Raw genomic sequence first — 25,884 nt, 5'->3', positions numbered from 1 at the left:
GGGCCGGGCCGGGCGAGGGGAGGGGAAGCCGGGTCCGGGGACGGGGGCCGGCGCCCCCGTCAGCCCCGGGCCGTGACCAGTTCCTCGGTGGCCCGCTCCCGGGCCAGCATCCGCCGGAAGGGACCGTCCGCCGCGGCCAGCTCCCCGTACGGACCGCGCTGGACGGTGCGGCCGCCGTCGAGGACGACCACCTCGTTCACCGCCTCCAGCCCGGCCAGCCGGTGGGTGATGAGCACGGTGGTGCGGCCCTCGGTGGCGGCCAGCAGGTCGGCGGTCAGCGCGTCGGCGGTGGCCAGGTCGAGGTGCTCGGCGGGCTCGTCCAGGACGAGGACGGGGAAGTCGGCCAGCAGCGCGCGGGCCAGTGCCAGACGCTGGCGCTGGCCGCCGGAGAGCCGGGCGCCGAACTCCCCGACGAGGGTGTCCAGGCCGTCGGGGAGCTCTCCGACCCAGGAGTCGAGGCGGGCGGCGGCCAGGGCGGCGCGGAGGTCGTCGTCGGTGGCGGAGGGCCTGGCGAGGCGGAGGTTCTCGCGCAGGGAGCTGTCGAAGATGTGCGCGTCCTGGGCGCACAGGCCGACGAGGCGGCGCACGGCGTCGGGGTCGAGGGCGGTGGCGTCGGACGCGTCGGGGCCGAGGCGGTAGCCGCCGGACTCCGGGTCGAGGAAGCGCAGCAGGACGTGGGCCAGGGTGGTCTTGCCCGAGCCGGAGGGGCCGACGACCGCGACGCGCCGGCCGGGGGTCAGGAGCAGGTCCACCCCGTCGAGGGCGGGACGGTCCTGGCCCGGGTGGCGGGCGGTGAGGCCGGTGAGGGCGAGGGGGAACGGGACGGCGGGCGCCGGGGCGGGGTCCTCGGGCTCGCGGACGGGGGCGGGGGCGTCGACCACCTCGTGGACGCGTTCGGCCGAGCGGCGGGTGCGCTGCCGGTGCTGGGCGGCGAGCGGCATCCCGGAGACCGCCTCGAAGGAGGCGAGCGGGGTGAGGACGACCACCGCCATGAGGAGGCCGTCCAGCCGTCCGTCGTGGACGGCGGCGGCGCCGAACCAGGCGGCGGCGGTGACGGTGAGCCCGGCGGCGAGCGCGGACAGCCCGCCGCCGAGCGCGGCGACGGCGGAGCTGCGGGCGGCGAGGCGGGTCAGGGTGGCGTCGGCGTCGCGTACGGCCTCGGCGCGGCGGGGCAGCGCTCCGGCGACGGTCAGCTCGGCGGTGCCGGTGAGCAGGTCGACGGTGCGGGTGGTCAGCTCGCCGCGGGCGGGCGCGAGGCGGCGCTCGGTGCGGCGGGAGACGGCGGCGGCGAGCGCGGGGACGGCGACGCCGGCGGTCAGGAGGCCGACGGCGAGGGCCGCTCCCGCTTCGGGGAGGAGCCACGCGGTGAAGACGGTGGCCGAGAGGGAGACGGTGGCGGCGACGGCGGCGGGGAGCAGCCAGCGCAGGAAGTAGTCCTGGAGGGTGTCGACGTCGGCGACGAGCCGGGCGAGCAGGTCGCCGCGCCGGGTGTGGCGCAGCCCGGCGGGGGCGAGGCGCTCCAGCCGGCGGTAGACGGTGACGCGCAGGTCGGCCAGGACGCGGAAGACGGCGTCGTGGGAGACGAGGCGCTCGGCGTAGCGGAAGACGGCGCGGCCGATGCCGAAGGCGCGGGTCGCGGTGACGGCGATCATCAGGTACAGGACGGGGGGCTGCTGGGAGGCGCGGGAGATCAGCCAGCCGGAGGTGGCCATCAGTCCGACGGCGCTGAGGAGGGCGAGGGCGCCGAGCAGCAGGGCGAGCGCCAAGCGGCCGCGGAGGGGGGACGCGACGCGGCGTACGCGGGTGAGGGGGTGGGAGGCGGACCCGCCGGGGGCGGCGGGTGCGGGTGCGGGTACGGGTACGGGTACGGGGCCGCCGGGCGCCGGAGCCGGTCCGGTGCGGCCGTCGCTCCCCTCCCTCTCCGGTGTCCCCTCCGGTGCGTTGACGGCTGTGGGGACGGCTGGGTTGACGGCTGCGTTGACGGCGATGGGCGCCGGGCGCCCCCGCGGTGCGCTGCCGGCCGGGCCCAGGCGGACGACGCGGTCGGCGACCGCCAGGAGCGCGGGGCGGTGGACGATCAGGATCACCGTGCGGTCGCGGGCGAGGCGGCGCACGGCGTCGACGACGGTCTCCTCGGTGGCGCCGTCGAGGGCGGCGGTGGGCTCGTCGAGGAGGAGCAGGGGGCGGTCGGCGAGGAAGGCGCGGGCCAGGGCGACGCGCTGGCGCTGGCCGGCGGAGAGTCCGGCGCCGTTCTCGCCGAGGGGCGCGGTGAGGGGGAGGTCGGGGGCGCCCGCGTCGCGGAGGGCGGCGGCCACTTCGGCGTCGGTGGCGTCGGGGCGGGCCAGGCGGACGTTGTCGGCGATCGTTCCGGCGAAGAGGTGGGGGTGCTGGGGGACCCAGGCGATCTGGGAGCGCCAGCCGGCCGGGTCGAGGGTGCCCAGGTCCCGGCCGTCGACGGTGACGCGCCCGGCGGTGGGGGCGGTGAAGCCGAGGAGGACGCTCAGGAGCGTCGTCTTCCCGGCGCCGGAGGGGCCGGTGACGGCGACGGTCTCGCCGGGTCCGACGGTGAGGGTGGTGGGGGGCAGCGAGTCGGCGGTGCGGCCCTCGTGGCGGACGGTGAGGCCGTCGAGGGCGATGGTGGCGGTACGGGCGTCGGGGGCGGGGTCGGTGCCGGCGGGGGCGGGGTCGGTCTCCAGGACCTCGAAGACCTCTTCGGCGGCGGACAGGCCCTCGGCGGCGGCGTGGTAGTGGACGCCGACCTGGCGCAGGGGGAGGTACGCCTCGGGGGCGAGGATCAGCACGACCAGGCCGGTGTGGAGGTCGAGTTCGCCGTGGACCAGGCGCATGCCGATGCCGACCGCGACGAGGGCGACGGAGATCGTCGAGAGCAGTTCGAGGACGAAGGAGGAGAGGAACGCGATCCGCAGGGTGCGCAGGGTGGCGCGGCGGTAGTCGTCGGTGATGGCGCGGATGTTCTCGGCCTGGGCCTTGGCGCGGCCGAAGACCTTGAGCGTGGGCAGGCCCGCGACGACGTCGAGGAAGTGGCCGGAGAGACGGGACAGCAGGCGCCACTGGCGGTCCGTGCGGGCCTGGGTCGCCCAGCCGATCAGGATCATGAAGACCGGGATCAGGGGGAGGGTGACGGCGATGGTCGCCGCCGAGATCCAGTCGTCGGTGAGGATGCGCGCGATCAGGGCCGCGGGGACGACCACGGCCAGGGCGAGCTGGGGCAGGTAGCGCGCGAAGTAGTCGTCGAGCGCGTCGATGCCGCGGGTGGCGAGGTTGGCCAGTTCGCCGGTGTGCCTGCCGCTCAGCCAGGACGGGCCGAGGGCGGTGGCGCGGGCGAGGAGGCGCAGGCGGAGTTCGGACTTGACCGCGGCGGAGGAGCGGTGGGCGGCCAGCTCGGTGAGCCAGGAGACCAGGGCGCGGCCGAGGGCGACGGCCGCGAGGAGCAGCAGGGGGGTCGCGAGGTCGGCGGGGGGCGTGTCCTGCTGGAAGGCCCGCACGACGATCTCGGCGATGAGCACGGCCTGGGCGATGACCAGGCCCGCTCCGGCCAGGCCCAGCACCACGGCGGCCGCGAGGAAGACGCGGGTGGTGCGGGCGTACCGGAGCAGGCGGGGGTCTACGGGCTTCATGTGCGAGTGGGTTCCTGGTGGGCGTCGGCTGCTGTGTCGGCGTCAGCTGCGGCGTCGGCTGTGTCGGCTGCGGCGTCGGCTGTGTCAGCGATGTGCTGGGTGCCGATGCGCTTGCGGAAGACCCAGTATGTCCAGCCCTGGTAGAGCAGCACGAGCGGAGTGGCCAGGGCGGCCAGCCAGGTCATGATCGTCAGGGTGTAGGGGGTGGAGGAGGCGTTGGTGACCGTCAGGCTCCAGGCGGGGTCGAGCGTGGAGGGCATGACGTTCGGGTAGAGCGCGAGGAACAGGGTGGCGACGGCCGCCACGATGGTGACGCCGGAGAGGGTGAAGGACCAGCCCTCGCGTCCGGCGGCGATCGCGCGGACGGCCGCGAGCAGGGCGGCCGCCGCGACCGCCAGGGTGACGAGGGTGGCCGCGCCGCCGCGGTCGAGCTGGGTCCAGCCGAGGAAGGCGACCGCGAGGACGGCGGTGGCCAGGCCGAGCCGCACGGCGAGGGCGCGGGCGCGGATGCGGATGTCGCCGACGGTCTTCAGCGCCGTGAAGACCGCGCCGTGGAAGGTGAACAGGGCGAGGGTCGTCAGGCCGCCGAGGAGCGCGTAGGGGCCCAGGAGGTCGAGGACTCCGCCGGTGTACTCCTTGTCCGCGTTGATGGCGACGCCCCGGACGATGTTGGCGAAGGCCACGCCCCACAGGAAGGCCGGGAGCAGGGAGGTCCAGAAGATGGCGCGCTCCCAGTTGGTCTGCCATGCCTCCTCGGGCCGCTTGGCGCGGTACTCGAAGGCGACCCCCCGGACGATCAGGCAGACGAGGATGAGGAGCAGGGGCAGGTAGAAGCCGGAGAAGAGGGTGGCGTACCAGTCGGGGAAGGCGGCGAAGGTCGCGCCGCCGGCCGTCAGCAGCCAGACCTCGTTGCCGTCCCAGACCGGCCCGATGGTGTTGATCAGCACGCGGCGCTCGCGGCGGTCGCGGGCCAGCGCCTTGGTGAGGACGCCGACTCCGAAGTCGAAGCCCTCCAGGAAGAAGTAGCCGGTCCACAGGACGGCGATCAGGACGAACCAGACGTCGTGGAGTTCCATCGCGGGAAACCTCGGTAGGACCTAGTAGGAGAAGGCCATGGGCCGGTCGGCGTCGTCCTTGTCGTGACCGCCGATCCGGGTGGGCGGGTTGAGGTCGGCCTCGGTGAGCTCGGGCGGCCCGGCCTTGACGTACTTGGCCAGGAGCCTGACCTCGATGACGGCGAGGACGGCGTACAGGAGGGTGAAGACGGTCATCGAGACCAGCACCTCGAACTGGGAGACGCCGGGGGAGACGGCGGAGGAGGTGCGCAGCAGCCCGTAGACGGCCCAGGGCTGGCGGCCCATCTCGGTGAAGATCCACCCCCAGGCGTTGGCGATGAACGGGAAGCCGAGGGCGAGGAAGGCCAGCTGCCAGTAGCGGCGGGTGAGGGCCGGGCCGAGGAGCCGGTCGCGGGTGAGGGCGAGCCTGGGCACCTCGGTCGCGGTGGTGCGGTGGCGCTCGGCGAGCCAGAAGCGGCGGCGGGTGAGCCACAGGCCGAGGGCGCCGAGGGCGGTGGAGGCCATGCCGAAGCCGATCATCCAGCGGAAGCCCCAGTAGGCGACGGGGATGTTCGGCTTGTAGTCGCCGGGGCCGTACTTCTCCTGGAGCGCCTCGTTGGTGTCGTTGATGCCGGGGACGGGGCTGGAGAGGTCGCTGTGGGCGAGGAAGGAGAGCAGGCCGGGGATCTCGACGGCGACCTTGTTGTGCCCCTCGTCCACGTCCCCGTAGGCGAAGACGGAGAACGGGGCGGGCGCCTCGGTCTCCCACAGCGCCTCGGCGGCGGCCATCTTCATCGGCTGCTGCTCGTACATGATCTTGCCGAGGTGGTCGCCGCTGACGGCGGTGAGCGCTCCGGCGGCGACCAGGGTGACCAGGCCGAGGCGGAGCGAGGTGCGCATCACGGGGACGTGGCGGCGGCGCATCAGGTGGTACGCGGCGATGCCCGCCATGAAGGCGCCGCCGGTGAGGAAGGCGGCCGTCATGGTGTGGAAGAACTGCGCCACGGCGGTGTTCTGGGTGAGCACCGCGAGGAAGTCGGTGAGTTCGGCGCGCCCGCTGTCGGGGTTGACGCGGTAGCCGACCGGGTGCTGCATCCAGGAGTTGGCCGCCAGGATGAAGTACGCGGACAGGACCGTGCCGATCGAGACCATCCAGATGGTGGCCAGGTGGATCCTCTTGGGCAGCTTGTCCCAGCCGAAGATCCACAGGCCGATGAAGGTGGACTCGAAGAAGAACGCGATGAGCGCCTCGAAGGCGAGGGGGGCGCCGAAGACGTCGCCGACGAAGCGTGAGTAGTCGGACCAGTTCATGCCGAACTGGAACTCCTGCACGATGCCGGTGACGACGCCCATCGCGATGTTGATCAGGAAGAGCTTGCCCCAGAACTTCGTCGCCCTGAGGTAGACCTCGCGGCCGGTGCGCACCCAGGCGGTCTGGAGGCCGGCGGTGAGGGCGGCGAGCGAGATGGTCAGGGGGACGAAGAGGAAGTGGTAGACGGTCGTGATGCCGAACTGCCACCGAGCCAGGGTCTCCGGGGCCAGAGCTAGGTCCACGGCACTCTCCAAAAGTGGACATGGTGTGACGTAGCACACGCGCTCGTGAATGCGTTCACATTCACAAGAAGTATGACGCACTGATTTTCCTTCCCTCACACCGGGGGGTGTGAGGGAAGGAACGTCCCTTCCGGCAGGACCTTCGTCCCGGAACGGGCGGGACCTACAGGTCCCTGCGGAAGGTCTGCGCGGCCTTGAGGAAGAGGTCGTTGGCCGCCGGCTCGCCGACCGTGACGCGGACCCCCTCGCCCGCGAACGGCCGCACCGTCACGCCCGCCGCCTCGCAGGCCGCGGCGAAGTCGTCCGTGCGCTCCCCCAGCCGCAGCCAGACGAAGTTCGCCTGCGTCTCGGGGACCGTCCAGCCCTGGGCGGTCAGCTCGCGCACCACCCGCCCGCGCTCGGCGACCAGGGAGTCCACGCGCTCCAGGAGCTCGGCCTCGCTGCGCAGCGAGGCGATCGCCGCGTCCTGCGCGATCTGGCTCACACCGAACGGCACGGCCGTCTTGCGCAGCGCCGCGGCCACCGGCTCGTGCGCGACGGCGAAGCCGACCCGCAGCCCGGCCAGGCCGTACGCCTTGGAGAAGGTGCGCAGCACGCAGACGTTCGGGCGGTCGCGGTACAGCTCCATCCCGTCGGGGATCTCCTCGTCGCGCACGAACTCGCGGTACGCCTCGTCCAGCACGATCAGCACGTCGCGGGGGACGCGGTCCAGGAAGCGCTCCAGTTCGGCGCGGCGGACGGCGGTGCCGGTGGGGTTGTTGGGGTTGCAGACGAAGACCAGGCGGGTGCGCTCGGTGACGGCGCCGGCCATCGCGTCCAGGTCGTGCCTCTCGTCGCCGGTCAGCGGCACCCGGACGGAGGTCGCGCCGGAGATCTGGGTGATGATCGGGTACGCCTCGAAGGACCGCCAGGCGTAGACCACCTCGTCGCCGGGGCCCGCGGTGGCCTGGAGGAGCTGCTGGGCGACGCCGACGGAGCCGGTGCCGGTCGCCAGGTGGGCCACGGGCACCTCGAAGCGGCGCGAGAGCTCCGACAGCAGGAGGCCGCAGGCCATGTCCGGGTAGCGGTGGAAGGAGCCGGCGGCGGCGGTGGCGGCCTCCAGGACCCCGGGCAGCGGCGGGTAGGGGTTCTCGTTGGAGGACAGCTTGTACGCCGCGGGACCGCCGGCGGCCGCCGGACGGCCGGGCTTGTAGGTGGGGATCCCGTCCAGCACCGCGCGCAGCTTCGGGGCCATCTCCGTCATGCCAGGTCCTCCTCGCCCCTCCGGGGCCAGTCGTGGAGCGGCCGTGCCGCCGCTCGTACCACCAATGCTGCACACCTTAGAAGGATTCCGGGGCGCGGCGTAGGGGCTGAGCATGAGGGCGCATTCACATAAGCACGCGCCTGTAGCGCGCGCCGTGGCGCGCATCACCCGTGGAGGTGAGTTGAGACAGCTTTGAGACATCGGCCCTTCTGCGGGAGCAAGCGGGGAAACAACCGCAGAAACGATGGACCAGACCTTCAACTGCCGCTTCTTCCATGGTCGTTACCACTGAATCGGCTTGCAGAATCGTCTCTGCATGCCCCTTTCTGTACACCCCTGCAAACGGTGTGGCACAGCCCTACTATCAGCACGCCATGACAGCAGCAGGGAAGCACCAGGTGAGCCGGGCTCACGGCCGCCGGCTGGGGCGGGCGGGCATCCGGGACGTGGCCGCGGCGGCCGGCGTCTCGATCACGACCGTCTCCGACGCGCTCAACGGCAAGGGCCGCCTGCCCGACGCCACCCGACGCCATGTCCGCGAGGTCGCCGACCGGCTCGGCTACCGCCCCTCCGCGGCGGCCCGCACGCTCCGCACCGGCAAGTCGGGGCTGATCGGGCTGACGGTCACCACCTACGGCGAGGAGCCCTTCACCTTCACCGAGTTCGCCTACTTCGCCGAGATGGCCCGCGCCGCCTCCTCCGCCGCCCTGGCACGCGGCTACGCCCTGGTGATCCTCCCCGGCAGCACCCGGCAGAGCCCCTACGACGTCTGGTCCAACGTCGCCCTCGACGGCACCGTCGTCATCGACCCCTCCGACCGCGACCCCGTCGTCACCGAGCTGGTGCGCCAGGGCATCCCCGTGGTCTCCGACGGCCGCCCCTGCGGCGACCTGCCCGTCACCGCCTGGGTCGACAACGACCACGAGGCCGCGGTCACCGGCCTGCTCGACCACCTCGCCGCCGCCGGCGCCCGCCGCATCGGCCTGCTCACCGGCACCAGCACCGACACGTACACCCGGCTGTCCACCAAGGCCTACCTCCGGTGGTGCGAGCGCAGCGGCCAGGACCCGGTGTACGAGGCCTACCCCGCCCACGACCCCTGCGCGGGCGCCGTCGCCGCCGACCGGCTGCTGGCCCGGCCCGACCGCCCCGACGCCGTGTACGGCCTGTTCGACCCCAACGGCACCGACCTGCTCGCCGCCGCCCGCCGCTACGGATTGCGCGTCCCCGACGACCTGCTGCTGGTGTGCTGCAGCGAGTCCGCCGTCTACGCCGGCACCGAGCCGCCCATCACCACCCTGTCGCTGAAGCCGGGGCGCATCGGCACCACCGTCGTCCAGCTGCTGATCGACGCCATCGAGGGCACCGGCGGCGGCCGTCCCGTCCAGCGGATCATGCCCACCGACCTGATCGTCCGCACGTCCTCGCAGCGCCGCCGGCCGCGGACGACGGTGAGCGCGCCCCGCTCCCCCGAACAGCGCGGTTGAGCGCGCGACCCGGTCGTTCCGGGGCAAACCGGCGCCCGGTCCGGCCTGCGCGCGACCGCGGCCCGAATTGCCGTCCCCCGGGTGCGTCACAAGGCGCGACCTGCGTTCCTATGATGGGCGCACGACACCGGGACCGGCCTTCGACACGGGGCAACCCCGCGGGAGGCGGAGAGAGGGTCGGCAGGTGCAGGCGCGCGCGATGGTGGAGGGGTCGATGACTCAGGGGGCCGGTCGGGGGTCCGACATGTGGCACGGCGCGGGCGTGACGGACCCAGGCGCGCCGGGCGCCGCCGACCCGCGCCCGGAGGGGTACACCCCCACCCGGCGCGACCTGCCCGTCATCGGCGCCGGCGCCGCGCCGGCCCCCACCCCCACGCTCGTCGACACCCCCTCGCCCGTCGCCGCGGGCGGCGGCGAGCAGGGCCCGCTGTACGTCGTCGGCGACGTCCACGGCTATCTGGACGAGCTGCGCGCGGCCCTGCTGGACCAGGGGCTCATCGACGCCGGGGACCACTGGGTCGCGGGCAACGCCCGGCTGTGGTTCCTGGGCGACTTCACCGACCGCGGTCCGGACGGCGTCGGCGTCATCGACCTGGTGATGCAGCTCTCCGCCGAGGCCGCCGCCGCCGGCGGCTACTGCAAGGCGCTGATGGGCAACCACGAGCTGCTGCTGATCGGCGCCAAGCGCTTCGGCGACACGCCCGTCGGCTCCGGCGCGGGCACCGCCTCCTTCCAGGCGGCCTGGCTGCTCAACGGCGGGCAGCGCTCCGACATGGAGCGGCTCCAGGAGCACCACGTCCAGTGGATGTCCCGGCTGGACGCCATGGCCCTGGCCGACGACCACCTGCTGGTGCACTCCGACACCACCGCCTACCTGGAGTACGGCGACACCATCACCGACGTCAACGACGCGATCACCGAGGCCCTCACCCACCACGACGCCGACGAGACCTGGGACCTGTTCCGCAAGTTCACCAAGCGCTTCGCCTTCCGCGACGAGGCCGGCGCGACGGCGGCGCGCGAGCTGCTGGGCACCTACGGCGGGCGGCGGATCGTCCACGGCCACAGCCCGATCCCGTACCTGCTGGGCGAGGTCGGCTCCGAGGACGGCGGGGACGGCGCGCCGCAGGTGCACGGACCGCACGTCTACGCCGACTCGCTCGCGGTCGCCATGGACGGCGGGGTGACCATGGCCGGAAAGCTACTGGTGTCCCAACTCCCCCTGCCCGCCTGAGTGTTGTCTCCCCCGGTGTCCGCTTGATCCTCCCCCGTGCGGGTGGTTGCGGAGGTGAACACCCGCGCGAGGTGGTGCGTATTTTCCGGAAACACCCTGTCACCGCCGGAAGGAACCGCTCTACCATCGGGTCCCTGTCCCAAGCGAGCTCTCCTCCGTTTCCGGCCCCCGCGGCCTTACGGAGCACCGGGGGATGCACATGAACACCGCTCCGCACCTCCGCCTCGAGGACCGCCCCGAGTTCGAGAGGGTCCTCGACGAGGCACTGCGCACCGCACGCGACCGCCCCGAAACGGCCGCCGTGGGGCAGCGGCTGACCACCGAGCAGCTGCGCGCCATGGCGATCGGCGCCGCCGCGGCGATCGCCGCCTGCGCGGCCGCGGAGTACGACCACTTCGTGTCGCTCCGCGACGAGCTGCGCCACCCCGACCACGCGCCCTCGGCGCAGGGCGCGGCCGGCGGCCCCGGGCAGTCCGGCTCCGGCGGGGCCGGCCTGTTCGCGATGGTCTCCGTCCTGGCTCCCGTGCTGGCCGGCACCGCGGCGGTGATCTTCCTCCTGGTCGGCCACGTCCTGCGCGTGATGACCCCCGAGCCGTCCATCGCCGCGCCGATGCGCGGCGCGGGCTGGGCCTTCGCCGCGCTGACCGCCGCCTCGCTGCTGGCCGCGTCCGTCGGGCTGCTGGTCACCGCGCTGCGCCACGGCGCCGGCGCGATCCGGGCGGGCGGGCCCAGCGGGCAGGGGGCGCTCGCCGACGAGGTGGCGCGGGCGCGCGCGGCCTGGCGCACGGCGCTGCTGGAGCGCGGGGTGCTGCCCTTCCTGCGCGAGGCGCTGGCCGAGCCCGGCGGGGGGCCGGTGGTCCCGACGGCGTCACCGGGCGCCCTGGAGACCTCCGGGACGCCGGGGGCGGCGAAGGCCCCGGGGGAGAGCCGCCACCCCAGACTGGGCTACACCCACCCGGGCTTCTCCAGCCCGGCCGCGGGGTCGTCCCGCGATGCGGGCGCCGGGCCCCGCTACACCAGCCCGGACTTCACCAGCCCCGATTTCGGGGGCCCCGAGCACGTCCCGGACTGAGCACCGGACCGAGCACAGGACCGAGCGCCGGGCCGGCGTCCGTCCGGGCTCCCCGCCGGGCCCGCAAAGCGGTGGGACCGGCGAGGGCCTGCTGGCATCCTGGGGAGGGTGACCGACCGACCACAGACCACCGGCGACCCCCGGGCGCCCCGCGAACTGTTCCTGCGGATCTCCCCCGAGCTGCGGATCTTCCTGCCCTCGCGCCACCGCGGCGCCGAACTCCTCCCCGCGCCCCACGACGGCACCTCCTCCCTCGTCCACCTCGTGCAGTCCGCGGGCGTCCCGCTGACGGAGGTGGGCGCGCTCGTCCTGGAGGACGGGAGCGGGGACGGACGGCGGGTGGAGCCCTCGTACCGCCCCGGAGCGGGCGAGACGGTCCGGGTCGAGCCCGTCGTACGCCCGCAGCGGGTGCCGGACGGACCGCCGCGCTTCCTGCTGGACGTCCACCTGGGCACGCTGGCCCGGCGGCTGCGGCTGGTGGCGGGCGCGGACACCGCGTACCACAACGACATGGACGATCCCACCCTGGTCGAGCAGGCCAACGCCGAGCGGCGCGTCCTGCTGACCCAGGACCGCGGGCTGCTGATGCGGCGTCAGCTGTGGATGGGTGCCTACGTGCACGGCTCGCGCCCGGACGACCAGCTCGCCGACGTCCTGGACCGGTTCGACCTGCCGATGGCGCCGTGGACGCGGTGCACGGCGTGCAACGGGCCGCTCGCCGACGCGCCCAAGGCCGAGGTCGAGCACCTGCTCCGCCCCGGCACCCGCCGCACCTACGACACCTTCGCCCGCTGCCGCGACTGCGGACGCGTCTACTGGCGCGGGGCGCACGGCGACCGGCTGGAGGCGCTGGTGGCGGAGGTCGCCGGGACGGCGGGCGAGCGGGAGTCCGGCACGCCGTAGGCGCCCGGCCGGGGCGCGTCCCCGGCGCCGGGGGCCGGGGGCGGGCGTCGTGACGCCGGCTCCGCCTCCCCCCTTGCCGCTCTGCGCACCCACCTAGCTTGCATTCCTACCTAGCTTATGGTGTCATCTAGGTATGCCGACAGACAGAAGGGCCAGCTGGCTCAAGGGCGTCCTCGACCTGCTGGTGCTCTGCTGCCTGGCCGACGGCGAGAGCTACGGCTACGAGATCGCCAAGCGGCTGGACGAGGCCGGGCTCGGCACGATCCGGGGCGGCACGCTCTACCCGGTGCTCAACCGGCTGGAGGAGGCCGGGCTGGTGGAGGCCGAGTTCCGCGCCGCCGAGCGCGGCCCGGGCCGCCGCTACTACCGCCTGACCGGGGACGGGCGCCGGAGCCTGACCGAGCAGGGCGAGGCGTGGCTGGCGTTCCACCGGTCGGTGGGGGCCGTGCTGGGCAGGGGGATGGACGAAGTGGCGGACGGAGAAGCGGGCGGAGAACCGGTCGGAGAACCGGGCGGGAAAGGGGTCGGGGCATGACGGGGGAGACCACGGACACGTACTTCGCGGTCCTGGCCGACCGGCTCCGCGCGCGGGGCGTCGCCGAGGAGCGGGTGACCGCCACCCTCACGGACCTGTACGAGTACCTGCTGGACGCCGACACCGACCCCGAGGCGGAGTTCGGCCCGGTGGAGGAGTTCGCCGGGCGGCTCACCCGCGGCACGGGCGGCGCACCCGCCGGCGAGGACGGCGCGGAGCCCGACGCGCACGCCGAGGAGTGGCGCTGGTCCTGCGACGTCTACACCGACCGCGAGCTGCTGAACCGCTACGGCGACCAGGGCTGGGAGGTCGAACGCGTCGACCGGATCGGCCGGTTCGTCTGTCGCCGCGACCCGGACCGCGCGATGCGCTGGGAGTACCGCCGTGAGATCGTCGGCCGCGGCGACCGCGACGAGGTGTCCGCCCGCCTCGCCCCGGACGGCTGGGAGCCGTGCGGCCGCTGGCTGTACATCGCGTACTTCAAGCGCCCGCGCGCCGCCCTCGCCGGACCGGCCGCCGAACTGCCCGACGTCCCCGGGGTACCGGAGCGCCGTCTGTTCCTCAGCCGGAAGTACCGGCGGCTGCTCGCGGCGGTCCTGGTCCTGTGGACGGTGGCGGGGACCGGCGGCCTGCTCACCGGGGTGTCCCCGTTCGAGCCCGGCACCCTGGCGGGCATGCTCGTCGGCGGCCTGGCCGGAGGCGCCGCCGGCGCGTACGGCCTGCGCCGCCAACTGGCCCGGGACTCCGGGGACCAGGGGAACCCGGGAGACCCGGCGAAGGCCGCCGGAGGCGCCGCCGGGTGACACCGGGCGGCACCGGGCGGCACCGGGTGACGTGGGGGGACCCGGCGACCGGGGCGCGCCGCCGGAGCGCCGGCGAACGGCGGGACGTTCGAGACGTTCACCGTGTGATCGCGCCAACTCCCCTGCTCACGTTCCCTCATTGGCCTGAATCGATCTGTTCGGAGCGATTGCCGGGACTGTCCCGGGAAACGCGTACCGCGTCGGACGAGACCGCTTCACGGAGCAGGAGGAGACCGCATGGCGCGCGTGTCACGCAGGACCAGGACGGGTGCGGTGGTGGCGGCCGGGCTGCTGGCCGGTACGGCGCTGATCGCCGGCTGCGGCGAGGAGGAGTCCTCGGGCACGGGGGCCGGCACCGAGCGGGAGGCCGATGAGGCCGGGAGCGGAGCCGAGGGCCGCGACGAGGAGGCCGCCGAGGTCGTCCGAACCGCGCACGAGAAGACGGTCGCGGCCGGGACCGCGAAGATGACGCTGAAGGTGCGCGCCGCCATGGGCGGGCAGCAGCAGACGATCACCGGCGACGGCAGCGTCGACCTGACCGACGGCACGAGCGCCATGACGATCGAGGCGGGCGGCGGCGAGCGGATCGAGCAGCGGGTGGTGGACCAGACCCTCTACCAGCGGCTGCCGGCCTCCGTGCGGGAGCAGCTCGGTGTCGACGAGCCGTGGATCAGCGTCGACCTGCGGGAACTCGCCGGGAGCAACGGCACCGTGGGCGGCATCCGGATCAGCGACCCGGCCCGGACGCTCGACTACACCCGGGCGCTGGAGGACGACGCCACCCGCGTCGGCACCGAGAAGGTCGGCGGGGCGGAGACCACCCACTACCGCGTGAACGTCGACGTCGAGGAGCTCGCCGGCGAGGACACGGCCGAGGCCGAGCGCCTGCGGCAGCAGCTCGGCGACTCCCTGCCGATGCACCTGTGGCTCGACGAGCAGGACCGCATCCGCCGCCAGCAGTTCGAGATCTCCCTCGACAAGGACGCCGCGACGTCGAACGCGAACTCGCAGCCGCCGTCGCGGGGCGCGCAGGACGCGAGGATCCGCACCGTGATCGAGTTCAGCGACTTCGGCACCTCGGTCGACGTCTCCCCGCCCCCCACCGGGAAGACCGAGGACGTCACCGGCAAGCTCGCCGGCCAGGCCGGCCTTCCCTCGAACGGGTGAAGTCCACCGGACACCGACGCGCCCGGCCGGCGGCCGGCGTGACCCCCCGGTACAGCGGCGGGACCGCCGCGCGGCGGAGTACGGCCCCGGCCCGGCGCTTCCGCCTCCCCGGCCGCCCGGACATGCTCGTCCCGCCCGGCGGACGGCTCCCCCGGCCCGGCGGGGAGCGCCGGGCCGGGGTCGGGCGGGGATCCGCCGCGGGCGGCCGGGATCAGTCGGCGATCGGGAGGTAGACGCGGTTGCCCGACGCCGCGAACTCCTCGGACTTCCGCCTCATGCCCTCCTCCGGATCCAGGGCGAGGTCGCCGCCGTGTTCGCGGCGGATGTCCTGGGAGATCTTCATCGAGCAGAACTTCGGCCCGCACATCGAGCAGAAGTGCGCCGTCTTCGCCGGTTCGGCCGGGAGCGTCTCGTCGTGGAAGGCGCGGGCCGTGTCCGGGTCGAGGGCCAGGTTGAACTGGTCCTCCCAGCGGAACTCGAAGCGGGCGTCGGAGAGGGCATCGTCCCACTCCTGGGCGCCGGGGTGGCCCTTGGCCAGGTCGGCGGCGTGGGCGGCGATCTTGTACGTGATGACGCCCGTCTTGACGTCGTCGCGGTCCGGCAGGCCCAGGTGCTCCTTGGGCGTGACGTAGCAGAGCATCGCCGTGCCCCACCAGGCGATCATCGCCGCGCCGATGCCGGACGTGATGTGGTCGTACGCCGGGGCGATGTCGGTGGTGAGCGGGCCGAGGGTGTAGAAGGGCGCCTCGTCGCAGATCTCCTGCTGGAGGTCGACGTTCTCCTTGATCTTGTGCATCGGGACGTGGCCGGGGCCCTCGATCATCGTCTGCACGTCGTGGGACTTCGCGATCCGGTTCAGCTCGCCCAGCGTGCGCAGTTCGGCGAACTGCGCCTCGTCGTTGGCGTCCGCGATGGAGCCCGGGCGCAGTCCGTCGCCGAGGGAGAAGGTGACGTCGTAGGCGCGCAGGATCTCGCAGAGCTCCTCGAAGTGGGTGTAGAGGAAGCTCTCCTGGTGGTGGGCCAGGCACCAGGCCGCCATGATCGAGCCGCCGCGCGAGACGATGCCCGTCTTGCGGCGGGCGGTCAGCGGGACGTAGCGCAGCAGGACGCCGGCGTGGACGGTCATGTAGTCCACGCCCTGCTCGCACTGCTCGATGACGGTGTCCTTGTAGACCTCCCAGCTCAGCTCCTCGGCCCTGCCGTCGACCTTCTCCAGCGCCTGGTAGAGGGGCACGGTGCCGATGGGGACGGGGGAGTTGCGCAGCACCCACTCACGGGTGGTGTGGATGTTGCGGCCGGTGGAGAGGTCCATGACGGTGTCGGCGCCCCAGCGGGTGGCCCACGTCATCTTCTCCACCTCCTCCTCGATGGAGGAGGTGACGGCGGAGTTGCCGATGTTGGCGTTGACCTTCACCAGGAAGTTCTTGCCGATGATCATCGGCTCGATCTCCGGGTGGTTGACGTTCGCCGGGAGGACGGCGCGGCCCGCGGCGATCTCGTCGCGGACGTGCTCCGGCGAGCAGCCCTCCCGTACGGCCACGAACTCCATCTCGGGGGTGATCTCCCCCCGCTTGGCGTACGCGAGCTGCGTGACGGCCGTGGTGCCGCCGCGGCCCCGGCGCGGCAGGCGGGGGCGGCCGGGGAAGACCGCGTCGAGGTTGCGCAGTCCGCCGCGCGGCGAGGTGTGCCTGATCCCGTCGTCCTCGGGCCGCATCTCGCGGCCCGCGTACTCCTCGGTGTCCCCCCTGGCGACGATCCAGTTCTCCCGCAGCGGCGGCAGGCCGCGGCGGACGTCGGTGTCGATGTTCGGATCGGTGTACGGGCCGGACGTGTCGTACAGCGTCACGTCGCGGCCGTTGGTGAGGTGCACTCGGCGGACGGGCACCCGGATGTCGGGGCGCGCACCGCTCAGATAGCCCTTGTGCCAGCCGATCGCGCGCTCTTCGGCGCTCCCGGAGGCGTTTTCGGGCGTGCGTGCGTCCTGCGTGGTCATGAGACCCAACTCCCTACGCCGGCATTACCCGGTAACAGGTTCGGCGGTCGACGCAGCCGTCTCCGTGGCGTGTCCACGGAGGTCAGCGTCCTCTCAGCCCCGTGCTCGGAGCTCCCGCGGTGTGCAAAAGCGCCCCTACGCTAACGGCTGATCCCGGCCGCGCGCCAGGGTGCCCGGGCCGCGTCCTGCGATGATCGGGCCGTGGACTCCTCCTTTTCCCCGCCACCCCGCCCGCCGGTGCCGCCGGTGCCGCCGTCCCCGCCGGCCCAGCGCCCGTCGTCCGACCCCGCGCGGGCGCACGCGCACGGGCACCCGGGCGCGCACGGGCACTCCCACGGCCACCACCACGGGCCGCCCGCCCCCGTCTCGGCGCGGCTGCGCAGGGTGGTCGCGATGGTGCTGGTCCCGTTCGCCGTCGCCGTGCTCGCCGGACTGGTGGTGCTGTGGCCGGGCGGCGCGCCCGAGGGGAAGGACGCGCCGAGCGGTGTCGGCTTCGACCGGCAGACGTTCGGCGCGCGGGTCACCGCGGTCGAGGAGGTGGACTGCGCGGCGGTGGGCGCCGCCCAGCAGCCGCCGCCCGGGAGCGGCGCGGCGGGCGAGGGCGCCGCGGACGCCCTGCCGGGGGGTTCCGGGAAGGGGGCGTGCCTGCGGGCGACCGTCGAGGTCACCGAGGGCAAGGACGCGGGCCGTACGTTCCCGGAGATCGTCACCCCGGACGCCACCCGCCGGCTGTCCGCCGGCCAGGAGGTGGTGGTGGCGTACGCGCCCAAGGCGCCGCGCGAGTTCCAGTACAGCGTGGTGGACGTGGCGCGCGGGGTGCCCATGACGGTGCTGGCGGGCGTCTTCGCGCTGGCGGTGGTGGTCGTGGGGCGGCTGCGCGGGGTGCTGGCGCTGGTCGGGCTGGCGGTCAGCTTCGGGGTGCTGACGCTGTTCATCCTGCCCGCCGTCCTCCAGGGGTCCAATCCGCTGCTGGTGGCGGTGGTGGGCGGCAGCACGATCATGCTGGCGACGCTGTACCTGTGCCACGGCTTCAGCGCCCGCACCTCCGTCGCCGTCCTGGGCACCCTGGTGTCGCTGCTGCTGATCGGGCTGCTGGGGTCGGCGTTCATCGGGTGGGCGGAGCTGTCGGGCAACACCGACGACCAGACCGGGCTGGTGCACGGCCTCTACCCGGACATCGAGATCCGCGGCCTGCTGCTGGCCGGGGTGCTGATCGGCTCGCTCGGCGTGCTGGACGACGTGACGGTGACCCAGACCTCGGCGGTGTGGGAGCTGCGGCAGGCCGACCCGGGGGCGGGCTGGCGCAGGCTCTACGGCGCGGCGATGCGCATCGGCCGCGACCACATCGCGTCGGTGGTGAACACGCTGGTGCTGGCGTACGCGGGGGCCGCGCTGCCGCTGCTGCTGCTGTTCTCGATAGCGGAGAGCGGAATGGGCCAGGTCGCCACCAGCGAGCTGGTGGCCGAGGAGATCGTGCGGACGCTGATCGGCTCGATCGGCCTGGTCGCCTCGGTGCCGGTGACGACGGCGCTGGCGGCGCTGGTGGCGGTCGCGGACCGGGGGGAGCCCGGGGACGGCCGGCCGGTGCGGGCCCGCGGCCGGGGCGGCAGGCGGCGGGCGCGGCGCTGAGCCGCGGACCTGCCCCGGCCCGCCGCCCGCCCGGCCCCGGCCGGTGCGGTTCCGGGGCCGTCAGCCGCCCGAGGAGGAGCCCGACGAGGCGAACTTCCGTACGACGTAGACCAGTGCGCCGACCAGCGCCACGAAGAGCAGCAGCTTGAAGAGCAGCTTCACGACGAAGCCGACGACGGCGAAGATCAGACCGCCGAAGACGAAGAGCGCGATGAGCGGGATCGCGACCCACTTCACCCACCACGGCAGTGCCGCGAAGCTCCCCTTGAGATCCATGACCGTTACCCGCTTCCTCAATCTCCGGCGTGCCGGTGTGCCCGGCGTGCCCGGCGCCCTCTGTGCGTCCGGTGCTTCCGGCTCCGATGCTAGGCGGGGCGGTCCCCTTCCGGGCGCCGCCCGGCCCGGGTCCTTCCCTGACCGGGCCCCTGAGGAAACCCCGAGCGCGCCGTCAGCCCTCCGGGGGAGAGAAGACCACCAGGACCCGCAGGTCCTCGGTGATGTGGTGGAACCGGTGCGGCACCCCGGCGGGCACGTAGACCACGCTGCCCCGCGCGACCTGGGTGGTCTCGTCCCCGACGGTGATCAGCGCCCGGCCGCTGGCGACGAAGTACACCTCGTCCTGCGCGTGCGGCTGCTGCGGGTCGAGTTGGCCCCGGTCCAGGGCGTACAGGCCGACGGACATGTTCCTCTCCCGCAGGAACTGCAGGTACGCGCCGTCGTTGGCGGCCCGTTCCGCCTCCAGCTCCTCCAGCCGGAACGCCTTCATGAGCCTCGACCCCTCACCGGTAGGCGACCGTCCCCGTTTCTGGAACGATCTCGGACATGGTGAATTTCCTCGTCAGAACGATCGCCAACGCGGTGGCCCTGGCCGTCGCCGTCTGGCTGCTGGACGACATCACGCTCACCGGTGACGACACCGCGAGCAAGGCCCTCACGCTGATCCTCGTCGCGCTGATCTTCGGCCTCGTCAACGCCGTGGTCAAGCCGATCACGAAACTGCTGTCCCTGCCGCTGCTGATCCTCACGCTCGGCCTGTTCACCCTGGTGATCAACGCGCTGATGCTGATGCTCACCTCCTGGCTGGCCGAGCAGTTCGACCTGGCCTTCCACGTGGAGGGCTTCTGGACGGCGGTGCTCGGCGCCCTGGTGATCTCCCTGGTGTCGTGGGCGCTGAGCGTGGTGCTGCCCGACGGCGAGTGACCGCCGGACGGAGGGAGACGACGGAGAGGGGCGACAGAAGGGGGCGACAGGAGGAGGAGGCGCGAGGGGGCGGACGCGGGCCGGTGCGTCGCCGATGATGGAGGACATGCGCACCCGTACCTCCGGCACCCCCGGCGGCGTCCGTACGCCGTACCGCGTCTGCTTCGTCTGCACCGGCAACATCTGCCGCTCCCCCATGGCCGAGGCCGTCTTCCGCTCCCGCGTGGCGGAGGCCGGGCTGGCGGAGCTGGTGGAGGTGAGCAGCGCGGGGACCGGCGGCTGGCACGCGGGCGACGACGCCGACTCCCGTACGCTCGCGGTGCTGACGGCCGCCGGATACGTGCACGAGCACGTGGCACGGCAGTTCCGGCGCGACTGGTTCGCGCGGCTGGATCTGGTGATCGCCCTGGACGAGGGCCATCTGCGGGACCTGCGGGAGCTGGCGCCCGGCCCCGAGCACGCGGAGAAGGTGCGGCTGCTGCGGTCGTACGCCCCGGGGCCGGACGGCGGCGGCCCGTGCGCTCTGGACGTGCCCGACCCGTACTACGGCGGGCCGGAGGGCTTCGAGGAGTGCCTGGCCCTGGTCGAGGAGGCCGTGCCGGGCCTGCTGGAGGAGGTACGGGCGGCCCTCGGCCCGGTGGACCGGGACGGGGCGGCGGGGCGGTGACGGACGGGAGGTCCGTGGCCGGCCGCGTGGCCGCCCTGACCGGCTCCGCGGTCGGGGAGGCGCGGCCCGTGAGCGGGGGCGACGTCTGCGACGCGTACCGGATCGCGCTGGCGGACGGCCGGACCGTCTTCGCCAAGACCCTCGATCCCGCCCCCGAGGGCTTCTTCGCCGCCGAGGCCGCCGGTCTGGAACTGCTGCGCTCCACCGGGGCGGTGGCCGTGCCGGACGTCCTCGCCGCCGAGGCGGACGTGCTGGTGCTGGAGTGGGTGGAGCCGGGCGCGGCGAGCGCCGCGCAGGCCGAACGGCTGGGACGCGAGCTGGCCGCCCTGCACTCCGCGCCGGCGCCCGTCTGGGGCGGCCCGGACCCCCGGCGCCCCGTCCACCTGGGTCCGGTGCCCCTGCCCTCGCCGCCCGAGCCGCCCTCGGGGGCCGGGGACTGGCCCGCCTTCCACGCCGAGTGGCGGCTGCTGCCCCTGCTGCGGCGGGCCGTGGACGGCGGGGGGATCGGGGAGGGGGACGCCCGGGACGTGGAGCGGCTGTGCGAGCTGCTGGCCGCGGACGGCGGGGAGGTGGCCGGTCCCCCGCAGCCGCCCGCCGTCGTCCACGGCGACCTGTGGTCGGGCAACGTCCACTGGTCCGCGGACGGCCGTGCCCGGCTGATCGACCCGGCCGCGCAGGGCGGCCACCCCGAGACGGACCTGGCGGTGCTGGAGCTGTTCGGCTGCCCGCACCTCCGGCGGCTGCTGGCGGCGTACGAGGAGGTGCGGCCCCTGCCCGGCCGGAGCGCCCGGGTGCCGCTGCACCAGCTCCAGCACCTGCTGGTGCACGCCGTCCTCTTCGGCCCCGGCTACGGCGCCCGCTGCGGTGCGGCGGCCCGGGCGGCGCTCGGCTTAGCGGCGCACGTACGCTCGGAGGCGACGACCGGGCAGGTGGGGGAGAGGGACGAGGAGCGGGCATGACGGGCGGCAGGGACGAGCGGGGCAGGCGGGGCGAGGGAACGCGGGTGGTACGGGCGGGGCTCCCGGAGGAGGAGCCGTACGCGCCGCCGCTGCCGGGCCCGGTGCTGGCCGCGCACTTCCACCTGCCCGGCGACCCGGCCGACGCCCCCTACACCTACGGCCGCGACGGCAACCCCACCTGGACGGGCCTGGAGCGCGCCATCAGCGAGCTGGAGGCCCCCGGCGACGGTACGGCGCGGACGACCGTCTTCGCCTCCGGCATGGGGGCGATCTCCGCGGTGCTGCTGTCGCGCACGAAGCCCGGCGACGTGGTCGTGCTGCCGTCGGACGGCTACAACCTGCTGATCCCGATGCGCGAGCGCCTGGAGGGCTACGGGGTGGAGGTCCGTACCGCCCCCACCGGCGGCGACGCCCAGCTGGAGGCGCTGGACGGCGCGGCGCTGCTGTGGATCGAGTCCCCCTCCAACCCGGGCCTGGACGTGTGCGACATCCGCCGCCTGGCCGACGCCGCCCACGAGCGCGGCGCGCTGGTCGCCGTGGACAACACCCTGGCCACCCCGCTGGGCCAGCGCCCGCTGGAGCTGGGCGCCGACTACGCGGTGGCCAGCGGCACCAAGGCGCTGACCGGCCACGGCGACGTGCTGCTGGGCTACGTGACGTGCCGGGACGAGGAGCTGGCGGCGTCGGTGCGGCTGTGGCGCAAGACGGTCGGGGCGATCCCGGGGCCGGTGGAGGCGTGGCTGGCGCACCGCTCGCTGGCCACCCTGGAGCTGCGCACCGACCGGCAGGCGGCCAACGCGCTCGCCGTCGCCGAGGCGCTGCGCGAGCGGCCGGAGGTGAGCGGCGTACGGCACCCGGGACTGGCGGACGACCCGGCGCACGCGGTGGCGGCGCGGCAGATGCGGCGCTTCGGCTGCGTGGTCTCCTTCACCCTGCCGGACAAGGCGTTCGCCGAGCGCTTCCTGGCCGCGCTGCGGCTGGTGGACGACGCGACGAGCTTCGGCGGGGTGCGCTCCACGGCCGAGCGGCGCGGCCGGTGGGGCGGGGACGCGGTGCCGGAGGGCTTCGTGAGGATGTCGGTGGGCGTGGAGGACGCGGCCGACCTGGTCGCCGACGTACGGGCGGCGCTGGACAGCGCCGGGCGCGGCTGACCCGGGGAAACCTGGGGAAGTCCGGGGAAGGATGCGGGGCGCAGGGGCGCGAGGCGGCTTGAGACTCCCCCCTCGTGCCTCAAGCCGCCCCGTGCGACGCGCGTGGAACGCACGTGTGGATGCGCGCCGAATGCGCACGGACAAGGCTAGTTGACCGAGCGTCATTGTCCAGTCACCGGGTCGGAACCCGTCCGTCCGGGGCTCCGCGCGCGGCCGCGGAAGGTTTCGCGGGGCCGGGCGCGGGCCAGACCTTCCCCATGACCGCCGACGCGCGCCCCGTGGTCAAGCGCACCGCCCGGGCCATCCTCCTCGATGACGACGAGATGATCCTGATCAAGCGGACCAAGCCCGGCCGCGAGCCGTACTGGATCACCCCGGGCGGCGGCGTCGAGCCGGGGGACGCCACCGTCGTCGACGCCCTCCACCGCGAGCTGGACGAGGAGTTGGGGGCGAAGGTGACCGACGTGGTCCCGGCCTTCGTCGACACCGTCCCCTACGACCCGGCGGAGGACGCGGAAGGCGGCACGGCGGCCGTCGCGCCGGGGGCGGCGGACGCGGCGGAGGACGCCGTGAAGGTGCAGTTCTTCTTCGTCTGCCGGCTGGCCTCGATGGACCTCTCGCGCCGCCACGGCCCGGAGGTGGAGGAGCCGCGCGGGGAGTACGAGGCCGTCCGCATCCCCTTCACCCGCGCGGGCATCGCCTCGGTGGAGGTGGTGCCGCCCTCGCTGCGCGCCTACCTCGACGCCAACATCGAGGGCGTACGGGCCCTGCTGGCGCCGGAGCTGGGCTAGGCGACGGCCCCGGGCGGTGTCCCGCGGACCGGGTCCGCCCGGCCGCCCACCGGCACCGGCGCCGGCACTGCCGCCGACACCAACACTGCCGCCGCCGTCACCGCCTTCGCGGGCAACCGCGTGACGGACCCCGGCCGTACCCGGGGCGGCGGCTCAGCCGAACCAGCCCCGGAACGGGGTCGGTTCGGCCTCCGCGCGGCGGTCGCGGGCCCTGGCCAGCAGCCGCTCGGCGTGGGCGCGCCAGGCCGCCGGGTCGTCGGAGGGCGGCACCGGTCCGCCGGGCCCGCCCGCGGGGGCGTGCTCGCGCGGCGGCCGTACGGCGGGCCCGCGTTCGCGCGCGCCGCCCGCCACGCCGAAGAAGTCGCCGCCCTTGCGCCGCTGGTCGTCCGTCCCCCAGTCGCGCGGGGTCCCCTTGGGCGCCCGCTGCAGGTGCGGGATGTGCTTGGCGCAGTGGATGTACGCCTCCTCCACCGTCACCCGCACCCACACCAGCGCCCGGCGCCCGGGCACGGTGTCGGTCGGCAGGCCGGGGTGGGCCGACCGCATCTCGGCGTCCTCGACGACCTCGGCCCGGCCGTTGACGTGCAGGCCGATCCGGGCCCGGAAGAAGTCGATCAGCAGGATGCCCAGGTGCGGGTTCTCCTGGATGTTGCCGAGGCTGGCGTGCACGCCGTTGCCCCGGTACTCGGGGTAGGCCAGGGTGCGCTCGTCGATCACGTGCAGGAAGCCGGGCGGTCCGGCGCGGAAGGAGTTGTCGCACTCGCCGTGCCGGTCGGCGGTGGCCAGGAAGAACATCTCCTGCTGCCGGACGAACTCGCGCATCCGCTCGTTGAGGTGGTCGAGCATCTGCTCGTCGTAGAAGCGGTCGGCGCGGTCGGTCGTGCCCAGGCGCCGCTGCACCGCGTGCTCACCGTCGCTGCCGGGCCGTACGGGGGCGGGCTCCGGGGCCGGGGCGTGTTCCGGGGCCGGGGCGGGGGCGAGCGCCGTCGCCTGCCGGTGCCGCCCGTCCGGCGCCGCGGCCTCCGGCTCGTCCACCGCCCATGACGGACGGACCGGGTGCGCCGGGTGCGCAGGGTTCGCCAGGTCCAGACCGGGCGCCACCCGGACCGTCCGGAGCGTCATGGTGGCGTCGACCGATTCCGTCGCGTCCACGTCGTGGTTCACGTGGTGGTTCCGTCCTGTCTCGCTGTCGCGTCCGCTTCTTCTGCCCCGTCCGCCCCGTCCGCCCGCCGCCCTCAGCCTCTCAGGGCGAGCAGCCCGTCGAGGGAGTCGTGCCGTATGCGCTCGGAGGGGATCCCCGCCACCACCAGCGCGTCCACACCGCTGCGGATCATCCCGGGCGGGCCGGACAGGTAGCCGTCGAACGCGTGCCACGGCCCGCTGCGCCGCACCGCGTCCGGCAGCCGCCCGACGATCCCGTCCGACGGCCCCTCGACCACCGGGCGGACCGACAGCCACGCGTGCCGCCGCTCCATCTCGCGCAGGGTGTCCAGGTCGTACAGGTCGTGGTCGCTGCGGGCGCCGTAGAACACCTCCACCGGGCGGGCGCGGCCGTGTCCGGCGACGTCCTCGACCAGCGCCTTGATGGGCGCGATGCCCGTGCTGCCGCCCAGGCAGAGCAGCCCGTTGCCGGAGGAGTGGTCCACCGTCATCGACCCGGCGGGGCTCCCCAGCCGCAGCACGTCGCCGGGGCGGGCCCGGTGGACGAGCGCGCCCGAGACCCAGCCCGCGGGCACGGCCTTGACGTGGAAGACCAGCAGCCCGTCGGAGCGCGGGGCGCAGGCCAGGGAGTAGTGCCGCCACACCTTGGGCCACCAGGGCGTCTCGACGCTGGCGTACTGCCCGGCCAGGAAGGGGTAGGGCTGGTCGGGGCGCACGGTGATGACAGCGATGTCGGAGGTGCGCATCTCGTGCGAGACCACCTCGGCGTGCCACAGCGCCGGGGCCTTCCGCTCGTCCTCGGCCGCGGCGTCGATCATGATCTGGGAGATCGCCGTGTAGGCGCGCACCCAGGCGGCCTCCGCCTCCTCGCCCCAGGTGCGCACGGCGTAGCGGGCCAGCGCGTCGATCAGGCACTCGCCGACGGCGGGGTAGTGCTCGGGCCTGGTGCCGTACTTGCGGTGGCCGCGGCCGAGGTGGGAGAGGAAGTCCGCCAGCACACGGGGTTCGTCGATGAGCCCGGCGGCGGTGAGCAGCGCCCTGAACAGCCGGTCGCGCTGGGCGTCCATGGCGGCGGGGAACAGCTCGCGCACGCCCGGGTTCCGGGTGAAGAGGAGGGCGTAGAAGTACGAGGTGACCGCCTGGGAGATCGGCCCCACCTCCTCCAGGGTGCGGCGTATCAGCGCCGCGTCGCGGGAGGGGTCGAACCGCCCGTAGCCGGGGTTGGCGGTGAACTCCGGGACCGGACCGGGCCTGGTGGGCGCGGGTCCGGGCCGGGGCCCCGCGGCCGTACGCGCGGCGGCGGGCCCGGGCCGGGACGGCGGCGCCGTCCCCTCCTCCCCCGCCTTCGAGGCGAACCAGCTCCAGTCCCCGCCCCCGCCGCCGTCACCGGCGGTGGGGGGCCCGCCGGCCGCGCGCTGGGGGGTCTCGTTGTCCGCCGACGTAGTGGCCATGGTCTGTCTCGCCTCGTACATCTTCCGATCGGTCCGGTCACTTACAAAGCGGAAGCCACCTGCGCGGAGTCCCCCGTTTCATGGCTGCGGATATCGTGAGCGGTGATGTGTGGACTCGACCATACCGGCGCACGGTCGATACACAAGCCCCGCCCGCGGTTCCACCGAATTCCGTGACCTCCGCCACTCCA

Annotated in this window: 22 protein-coding genes and 1 riboswitch; of the genes, 13 read left to right on the top strand and 9 right to left on the bottom strand. The window is 74.3% G+C overall.

Translation table 11 applies throughout. The features are described from left to right. Nucleotides 1-59 precede the first annotated feature (59 nt). The 4 genes from cydD to hisC form a co-directional block, all read right to left on the bottom strand. Nucleotides 60-3,638, bottom strand: a complete 3,579-nt coding sequence (gene cydD, locus QC029_RS02680) for a thiol reductant ABC exporter subunit CydD (protein WP_279553669.1) — start codon at nt 3,636-3,638, stop codon at nt 60-62. Beyond that, nucleotides 3,635-4,714: a cytochrome d ubiquinol oxidase subunit II gene (cydB, locus tag QC029_RS02675; RefSeq protein WP_279553668.1), complete on the bottom strand. Its 1,080-nt coding sequence runs from the start codon at nt 4,712-4,714 to the stop codon at nt 3,635-3,637. Before cydB ends, cydD begins: the two co-directional genes overlap by 4 nt. A gap of 21 nt (nt 4,715-4,735) precedes the next feature. Further along, nucleotides 4,736-6,247 carry a cytochrome ubiquinol oxidase subunit I gene (locus QC029_RS02670; RefSeq protein WP_279553667.1) on the bottom strand — a complete coding sequence of 504 codons (1,512 nt, stop codon included), beginning with the start codon at nt 6,245-6,247 and terminating at the stop codon, nt 4,736-4,738. A gap of 163 nt (nt 6,248-6,410) precedes the next feature. Next, nucleotides 6,411-7,490: a histidinol-phosphate transaminase gene (gene hisC / locus QC029_RS02665; protein ID WP_279553666.1), complete on the bottom strand. Its 1,080-nt coding sequence runs from the start codon at nt 7,488-7,490 to the stop codon at nt 6,411-6,413. A gap of 374 nt (nt 7,491-7,864) precedes the next feature. Here hisC and QC029_RS02660 point away from each other — a divergent pair, with 374 nt between their 5' ends. The 7 genes from QC029_RS02660 (at nt 7,865) to QC029_RS02630 (ending at nt 14,691) form a co-directional block, all read left to right on the top strand. Further along, nucleotides 7,865-8,977, top strand: a complete 1,113-nt coding sequence (locus QC029_RS02660) for a LacI family DNA-binding transcriptional regulator (protein ID WP_279553665.1) — start codon at nt 7,865-7,867, stop codon at nt 8,975-8,977. A gap of 199 nt (nt 8,978-9,176) precedes the next feature. After that, a complete protein-coding gene (locus tag QC029_RS02655) occupies nt 9,177-10,211 on the top strand; it encodes a metallophosphoesterase (protein ID WP_279553759.1) in 1,035 nt (344 codons plus the stop codon). 193 nt (nt 10,212-10,404) lie between these two features. Then, nucleotides 10,405-11,283 (top strand): hypothetical protein, encoded by an 879-nt coding sequence (locus QC029_RS02650; RefSeq protein ID WP_279553664.1) that lies wholly within the window; start codon nt 10,405-10,407, stop codon nt 11,281-11,283. A 108-nt stretch (nt 11,284-11,391) separates the two neighbouring features. Beyond that, nucleotides 11,392-12,186, top strand: a complete 795-nt coding sequence (locus QC029_RS02645) for a Mut7-C RNAse domain-containing protein (RefSeq protein WP_279553663.1) — start codon at nt 11,392-11,394, stop codon at nt 12,184-12,186. A gap of 133 nt (nt 12,187-12,319) precedes the next feature. Further along, nucleotides 12,320-12,721 (top strand): PadR family transcriptional regulator, encoded by a 402-nt coding sequence (locus QC029_RS02640; protein ID WP_279553662.1) that lies wholly within the window; start codon nt 12,320-12,322, stop codon nt 12,719-12,721. Then, a complete protein-coding gene (locus QC029_RS02635; protein WP_279553661.1) occupies nt 12,718-13,524 on the top strand; it encodes a hypothetical protein in 807 nt (268 codons plus the stop codon). Before QC029_RS02640 ends, QC029_RS02635 begins: the two co-directional genes overlap by 4 nt. Nucleotides 13,525-13,761: 237 nt before the next feature. Continuing rightward, a complete protein-coding gene (locus QC029_RS02630; protein ID WP_279553660.1) occupies nt 13,762-14,691 on the top strand; it encodes a hypothetical protein in 930 nt (309 codons plus the stop codon). Between the two features lie 211 nt (nt 14,692-14,902). On the opposite strand, the gene thiC is transcribed toward QC029_RS02630, so the two are convergent. Beyond that, a complete protein-coding gene (gene thiC, locus QC029_RS02625) occupies nt 14,903-16,684 on the bottom strand; it encodes a phosphomethylpyrimidine synthase ThiC (RefSeq protein WP_279553659.1) in 1,782 nt (593 codons plus the stop codon). After that, nucleotides 16,678-16,812: riboswitch (TPP riboswitch) on the bottom strand. It overlaps the preceding gene by 7 nt. A gap of 73 nt (nt 16,813-16,885) precedes the next feature. Between thiC and QC029_RS02620 the strand changes: the two genes are divergently transcribed. Then, the gene (locus QC029_RS02620) at nt 16,886-18,313 is read left to right on the top strand and encodes a YibE/F family protein (RefSeq protein WP_279553658.1); all 1,428 of its coding nucleotides are present in this window, start codon (nt 16,886-16,888) and stop codon (nt 18,311-18,313) included. Nucleotides 18,314-18,373: 60 nt separating this feature from the next. On the opposite strand, the gene QC029_RS02615 is transcribed toward QC029_RS02620, so the two are convergent. Next, nucleotides 18,374-18,589, bottom strand: a complete 216-nt coding sequence (locus QC029_RS02615) for a DUF5326 family protein (protein ID WP_279553657.1) — start codon at nt 18,587-18,589, stop codon at nt 18,374-18,376. Nucleotides 18,590-18,761: 172 nt separating this feature from the next. Beyond that, nucleotides 18,762-19,079: a cupin domain-containing protein gene (locus QC029_RS02610; RefSeq protein ID WP_279553656.1), complete on the bottom strand. Its 318-nt coding sequence runs from the start codon at nt 19,077-19,079 to the stop codon at nt 18,762-18,764. Between the two features lie 56 nt (nt 19,080-19,135). Here QC029_RS02610 and QC029_RS02605 point away from each other — a divergent pair, with 56 nt between their 5' ends. The 5 genes from QC029_RS02605 to QC029_RS02585 all read left to right on the top strand — a co-directional run bounded on the left by QC029_RS02605 (nt 19,136) and on the right by QC029_RS02585 (nt 23,081). Continuing rightward, nucleotides 19,136-19,513 carry a phage holin family protein gene (locus QC029_RS02605; RefSeq protein ID WP_279553655.1) on the top strand — a complete coding sequence of 126 codons (378 nt, stop codon included), beginning with the start codon at nt 19,136-19,138 and terminating at the stop codon, nt 19,511-19,513. 106 nt (nt 19,514-19,619) lie between these two features. After that, the gene (locus QC029_RS02600; RefSeq protein WP_279553654.1) at nt 19,620-20,180 is read left to right on the top strand and encodes a low molecular weight protein-tyrosine-phosphatase; all 561 of its coding nucleotides are present in this window, start codon (nt 19,620-19,622) and stop codon (nt 20,178-20,180) included. Then, nucleotides 20,177-21,139 carry a fructosamine kinase family protein gene (locus QC029_RS02595; protein ID WP_336621554.1) on the top strand — a complete coding sequence of 321 codons (963 nt, stop codon included), beginning with the start codon at nt 20,177-20,179 and terminating at the stop codon, nt 21,137-21,139. The genes QC029_RS02600 and QC029_RS02595 overlap by 4 nt, the downstream gene beginning before the upstream one ends. After that, nucleotides 21,136-22,290, top strand: a complete 1,155-nt coding sequence (locus tag QC029_RS02590; protein ID WP_279553651.1) for a cystathionine gamma-lyase — start codon at nt 21,136-21,138, stop codon at nt 22,288-22,290. The genes QC029_RS02595 and QC029_RS02590 overlap by 4 nt, the downstream gene beginning before the upstream one ends. A gap of 257 nt (nt 22,291-22,547) precedes the next feature. Beyond that, nucleotides 22,548-23,081, top strand: coding sequence for an NUDIX domain-containing protein (locus QC029_RS02585; RefSeq protein WP_279553650.1), 534 nt, complete (start codon nt 22,548-22,550; stop codon nt 23,079-23,081). Between the two features lie 153 nt (nt 23,082-23,234). Here the strand turns inward: QC029_RS02585 and QC029_RS02580 are convergent, their stop codons facing one another. Together QC029_RS02580 and QC029_RS02575 are read right to left on the bottom strand one after the other, a co-directional pair. Then, nucleotides 23,235-24,245 (bottom strand): pyridoxamine 5'-phosphate oxidase family protein, encoded by a 1,011-nt coding sequence (locus QC029_RS02580; protein ID WP_279553649.1) that lies wholly within the window; start codon nt 24,243-24,245, stop codon nt 23,235-23,237. Nucleotides 24,246-24,316: 71 nt separating this feature from the next. Further along, nucleotides 24,317-25,714, bottom strand: a complete 1,398-nt coding sequence (locus tag QC029_RS02575; RefSeq protein ID WP_279553648.1) for a globin domain-containing protein — start codon at nt 25,712-25,714, stop codon at nt 24,317-24,319. Nucleotides 25,715-25,884: the final 170 nt, after the last annotated feature.

The organism is Streptomyces sp. DH37 (assembly GCF_029813835.1).
Taxonomy (GTDB): domain Bacteria; phylum Actinomycetota; class Actinomycetes; order Streptomycetales; family Streptomycetaceae; genus Streptomyces.
The sequence above is the reverse complement of the archived record's forward strand: the minus strand, read 5'-3'. Positions and strand labels throughout refer to the sequence as shown.

Coding starts and splice junctions, on each gene's coding strand:
- QC029_RS02660 (WP_279553665.1), top strand. CDS start 7,865: ATGACAGCAGCAGGGAAGCACCAGGTGAGCCGGGCTCACGGCCGCCGG.
- QC029_RS02655 (WP_279553759.1), top strand. CDS start 9,177: ATGGTGGAGGGGTCGATGACTCAGGGGGCCGGTCGGGGGTCCGACATG.
- QC029_RS02575 (WP_279553648.1), bottom strand. CDS start 25,714: ATGTACGAGGCGAGACAGACCATGGCCACTACGTCGGCGGACAACGAG.
- QC029_RS02615 (WP_279553657.1), bottom strand. CDS start 18,589: ATGGATCTCAAGGGGAGCTTCGCGGCACTGCCGTGGTGGGTGAAGTGG.
- QC029_RS02630 (WP_279553660.1), top strand. CDS start 13,762: ATGGCGCGCGTGTCACGCAGGACCAGGACGGGTGCGGTGGTGGCGGCC.
- QC029_RS02600 (WP_279553654.1), top strand. CDS start 19,620: ATGCGCACCCGTACCTCCGGCACCCCCGGCGGCGTCCGTACGCCGTAC.
- hisC (WP_279553666.1), bottom strand. CDS start 7,490: ATGACGGAGATGGCCCCGAAGCTGCGCGCGGTGCTGGACGGGATCCCC.
- thiC (WP_279553659.1), bottom strand. CDS start 16,684: ATGACCACGCAGGACGCACGCACGCCCGAAAACGCCTCCGGGAGCGCC.
- QC029_RS02635 (WP_279553661.1), top strand. CDS start 12,718: ATGACGGGGGAGACCACGGACACGTACTTCGCGGTCCTGGCCGACCGG.
- QC029_RS02590 (WP_279553651.1), top strand. CDS start 21,136: ATGACGGGCGGCAGGGACGAGCGGGGCAGGCGGGGCGAGGGAACGCGG.
- cydD (WP_279553669.1), bottom strand. CDS start 3,638: ATGAAGCCCGTAGACCCCCGCCTGCTCCGGTACGCCCGCACCACCCGC.
- QC029_RS02585 (WP_279553650.1), top strand. CDS start 22,548: ATGACCGCCGACGCGCGCCCCGTGGTCAAGCGCACCGCCCGGGCCATC.
- QC029_RS02605 (WP_279553655.1), top strand. CDS start 19,136: ATGGTGAATTTCCTCGTCAGAACGATCGCCAACGCGGTGGCCCTGGCC.
- QC029_RS02650 (WP_279553664.1), top strand. CDS start 10,405: ATGCACATGAACACCGCTCCGCACCTCCGCCTCGAGGACCGCCCCGAG.
- QC029_RS02640 (WP_279553662.1), top strand. CDS start 12,320: ATGCCGACAGACAGAAGGGCCAGCTGGCTCAAGGGCGTCCTCGACCTG.
- QC029_RS02610 (WP_279553656.1), bottom strand. CDS start 19,079: ATGAAGGCGTTCCGGCTGGAGGAGCTGGAGGCGGAACGGGCCGCCAAC.
- cydB (WP_279553668.1), bottom strand. CDS start 4,714: ATGGAACTCCACGACGTCTGGTTCGTCCTGATCGCCGTCCTGTGGACC.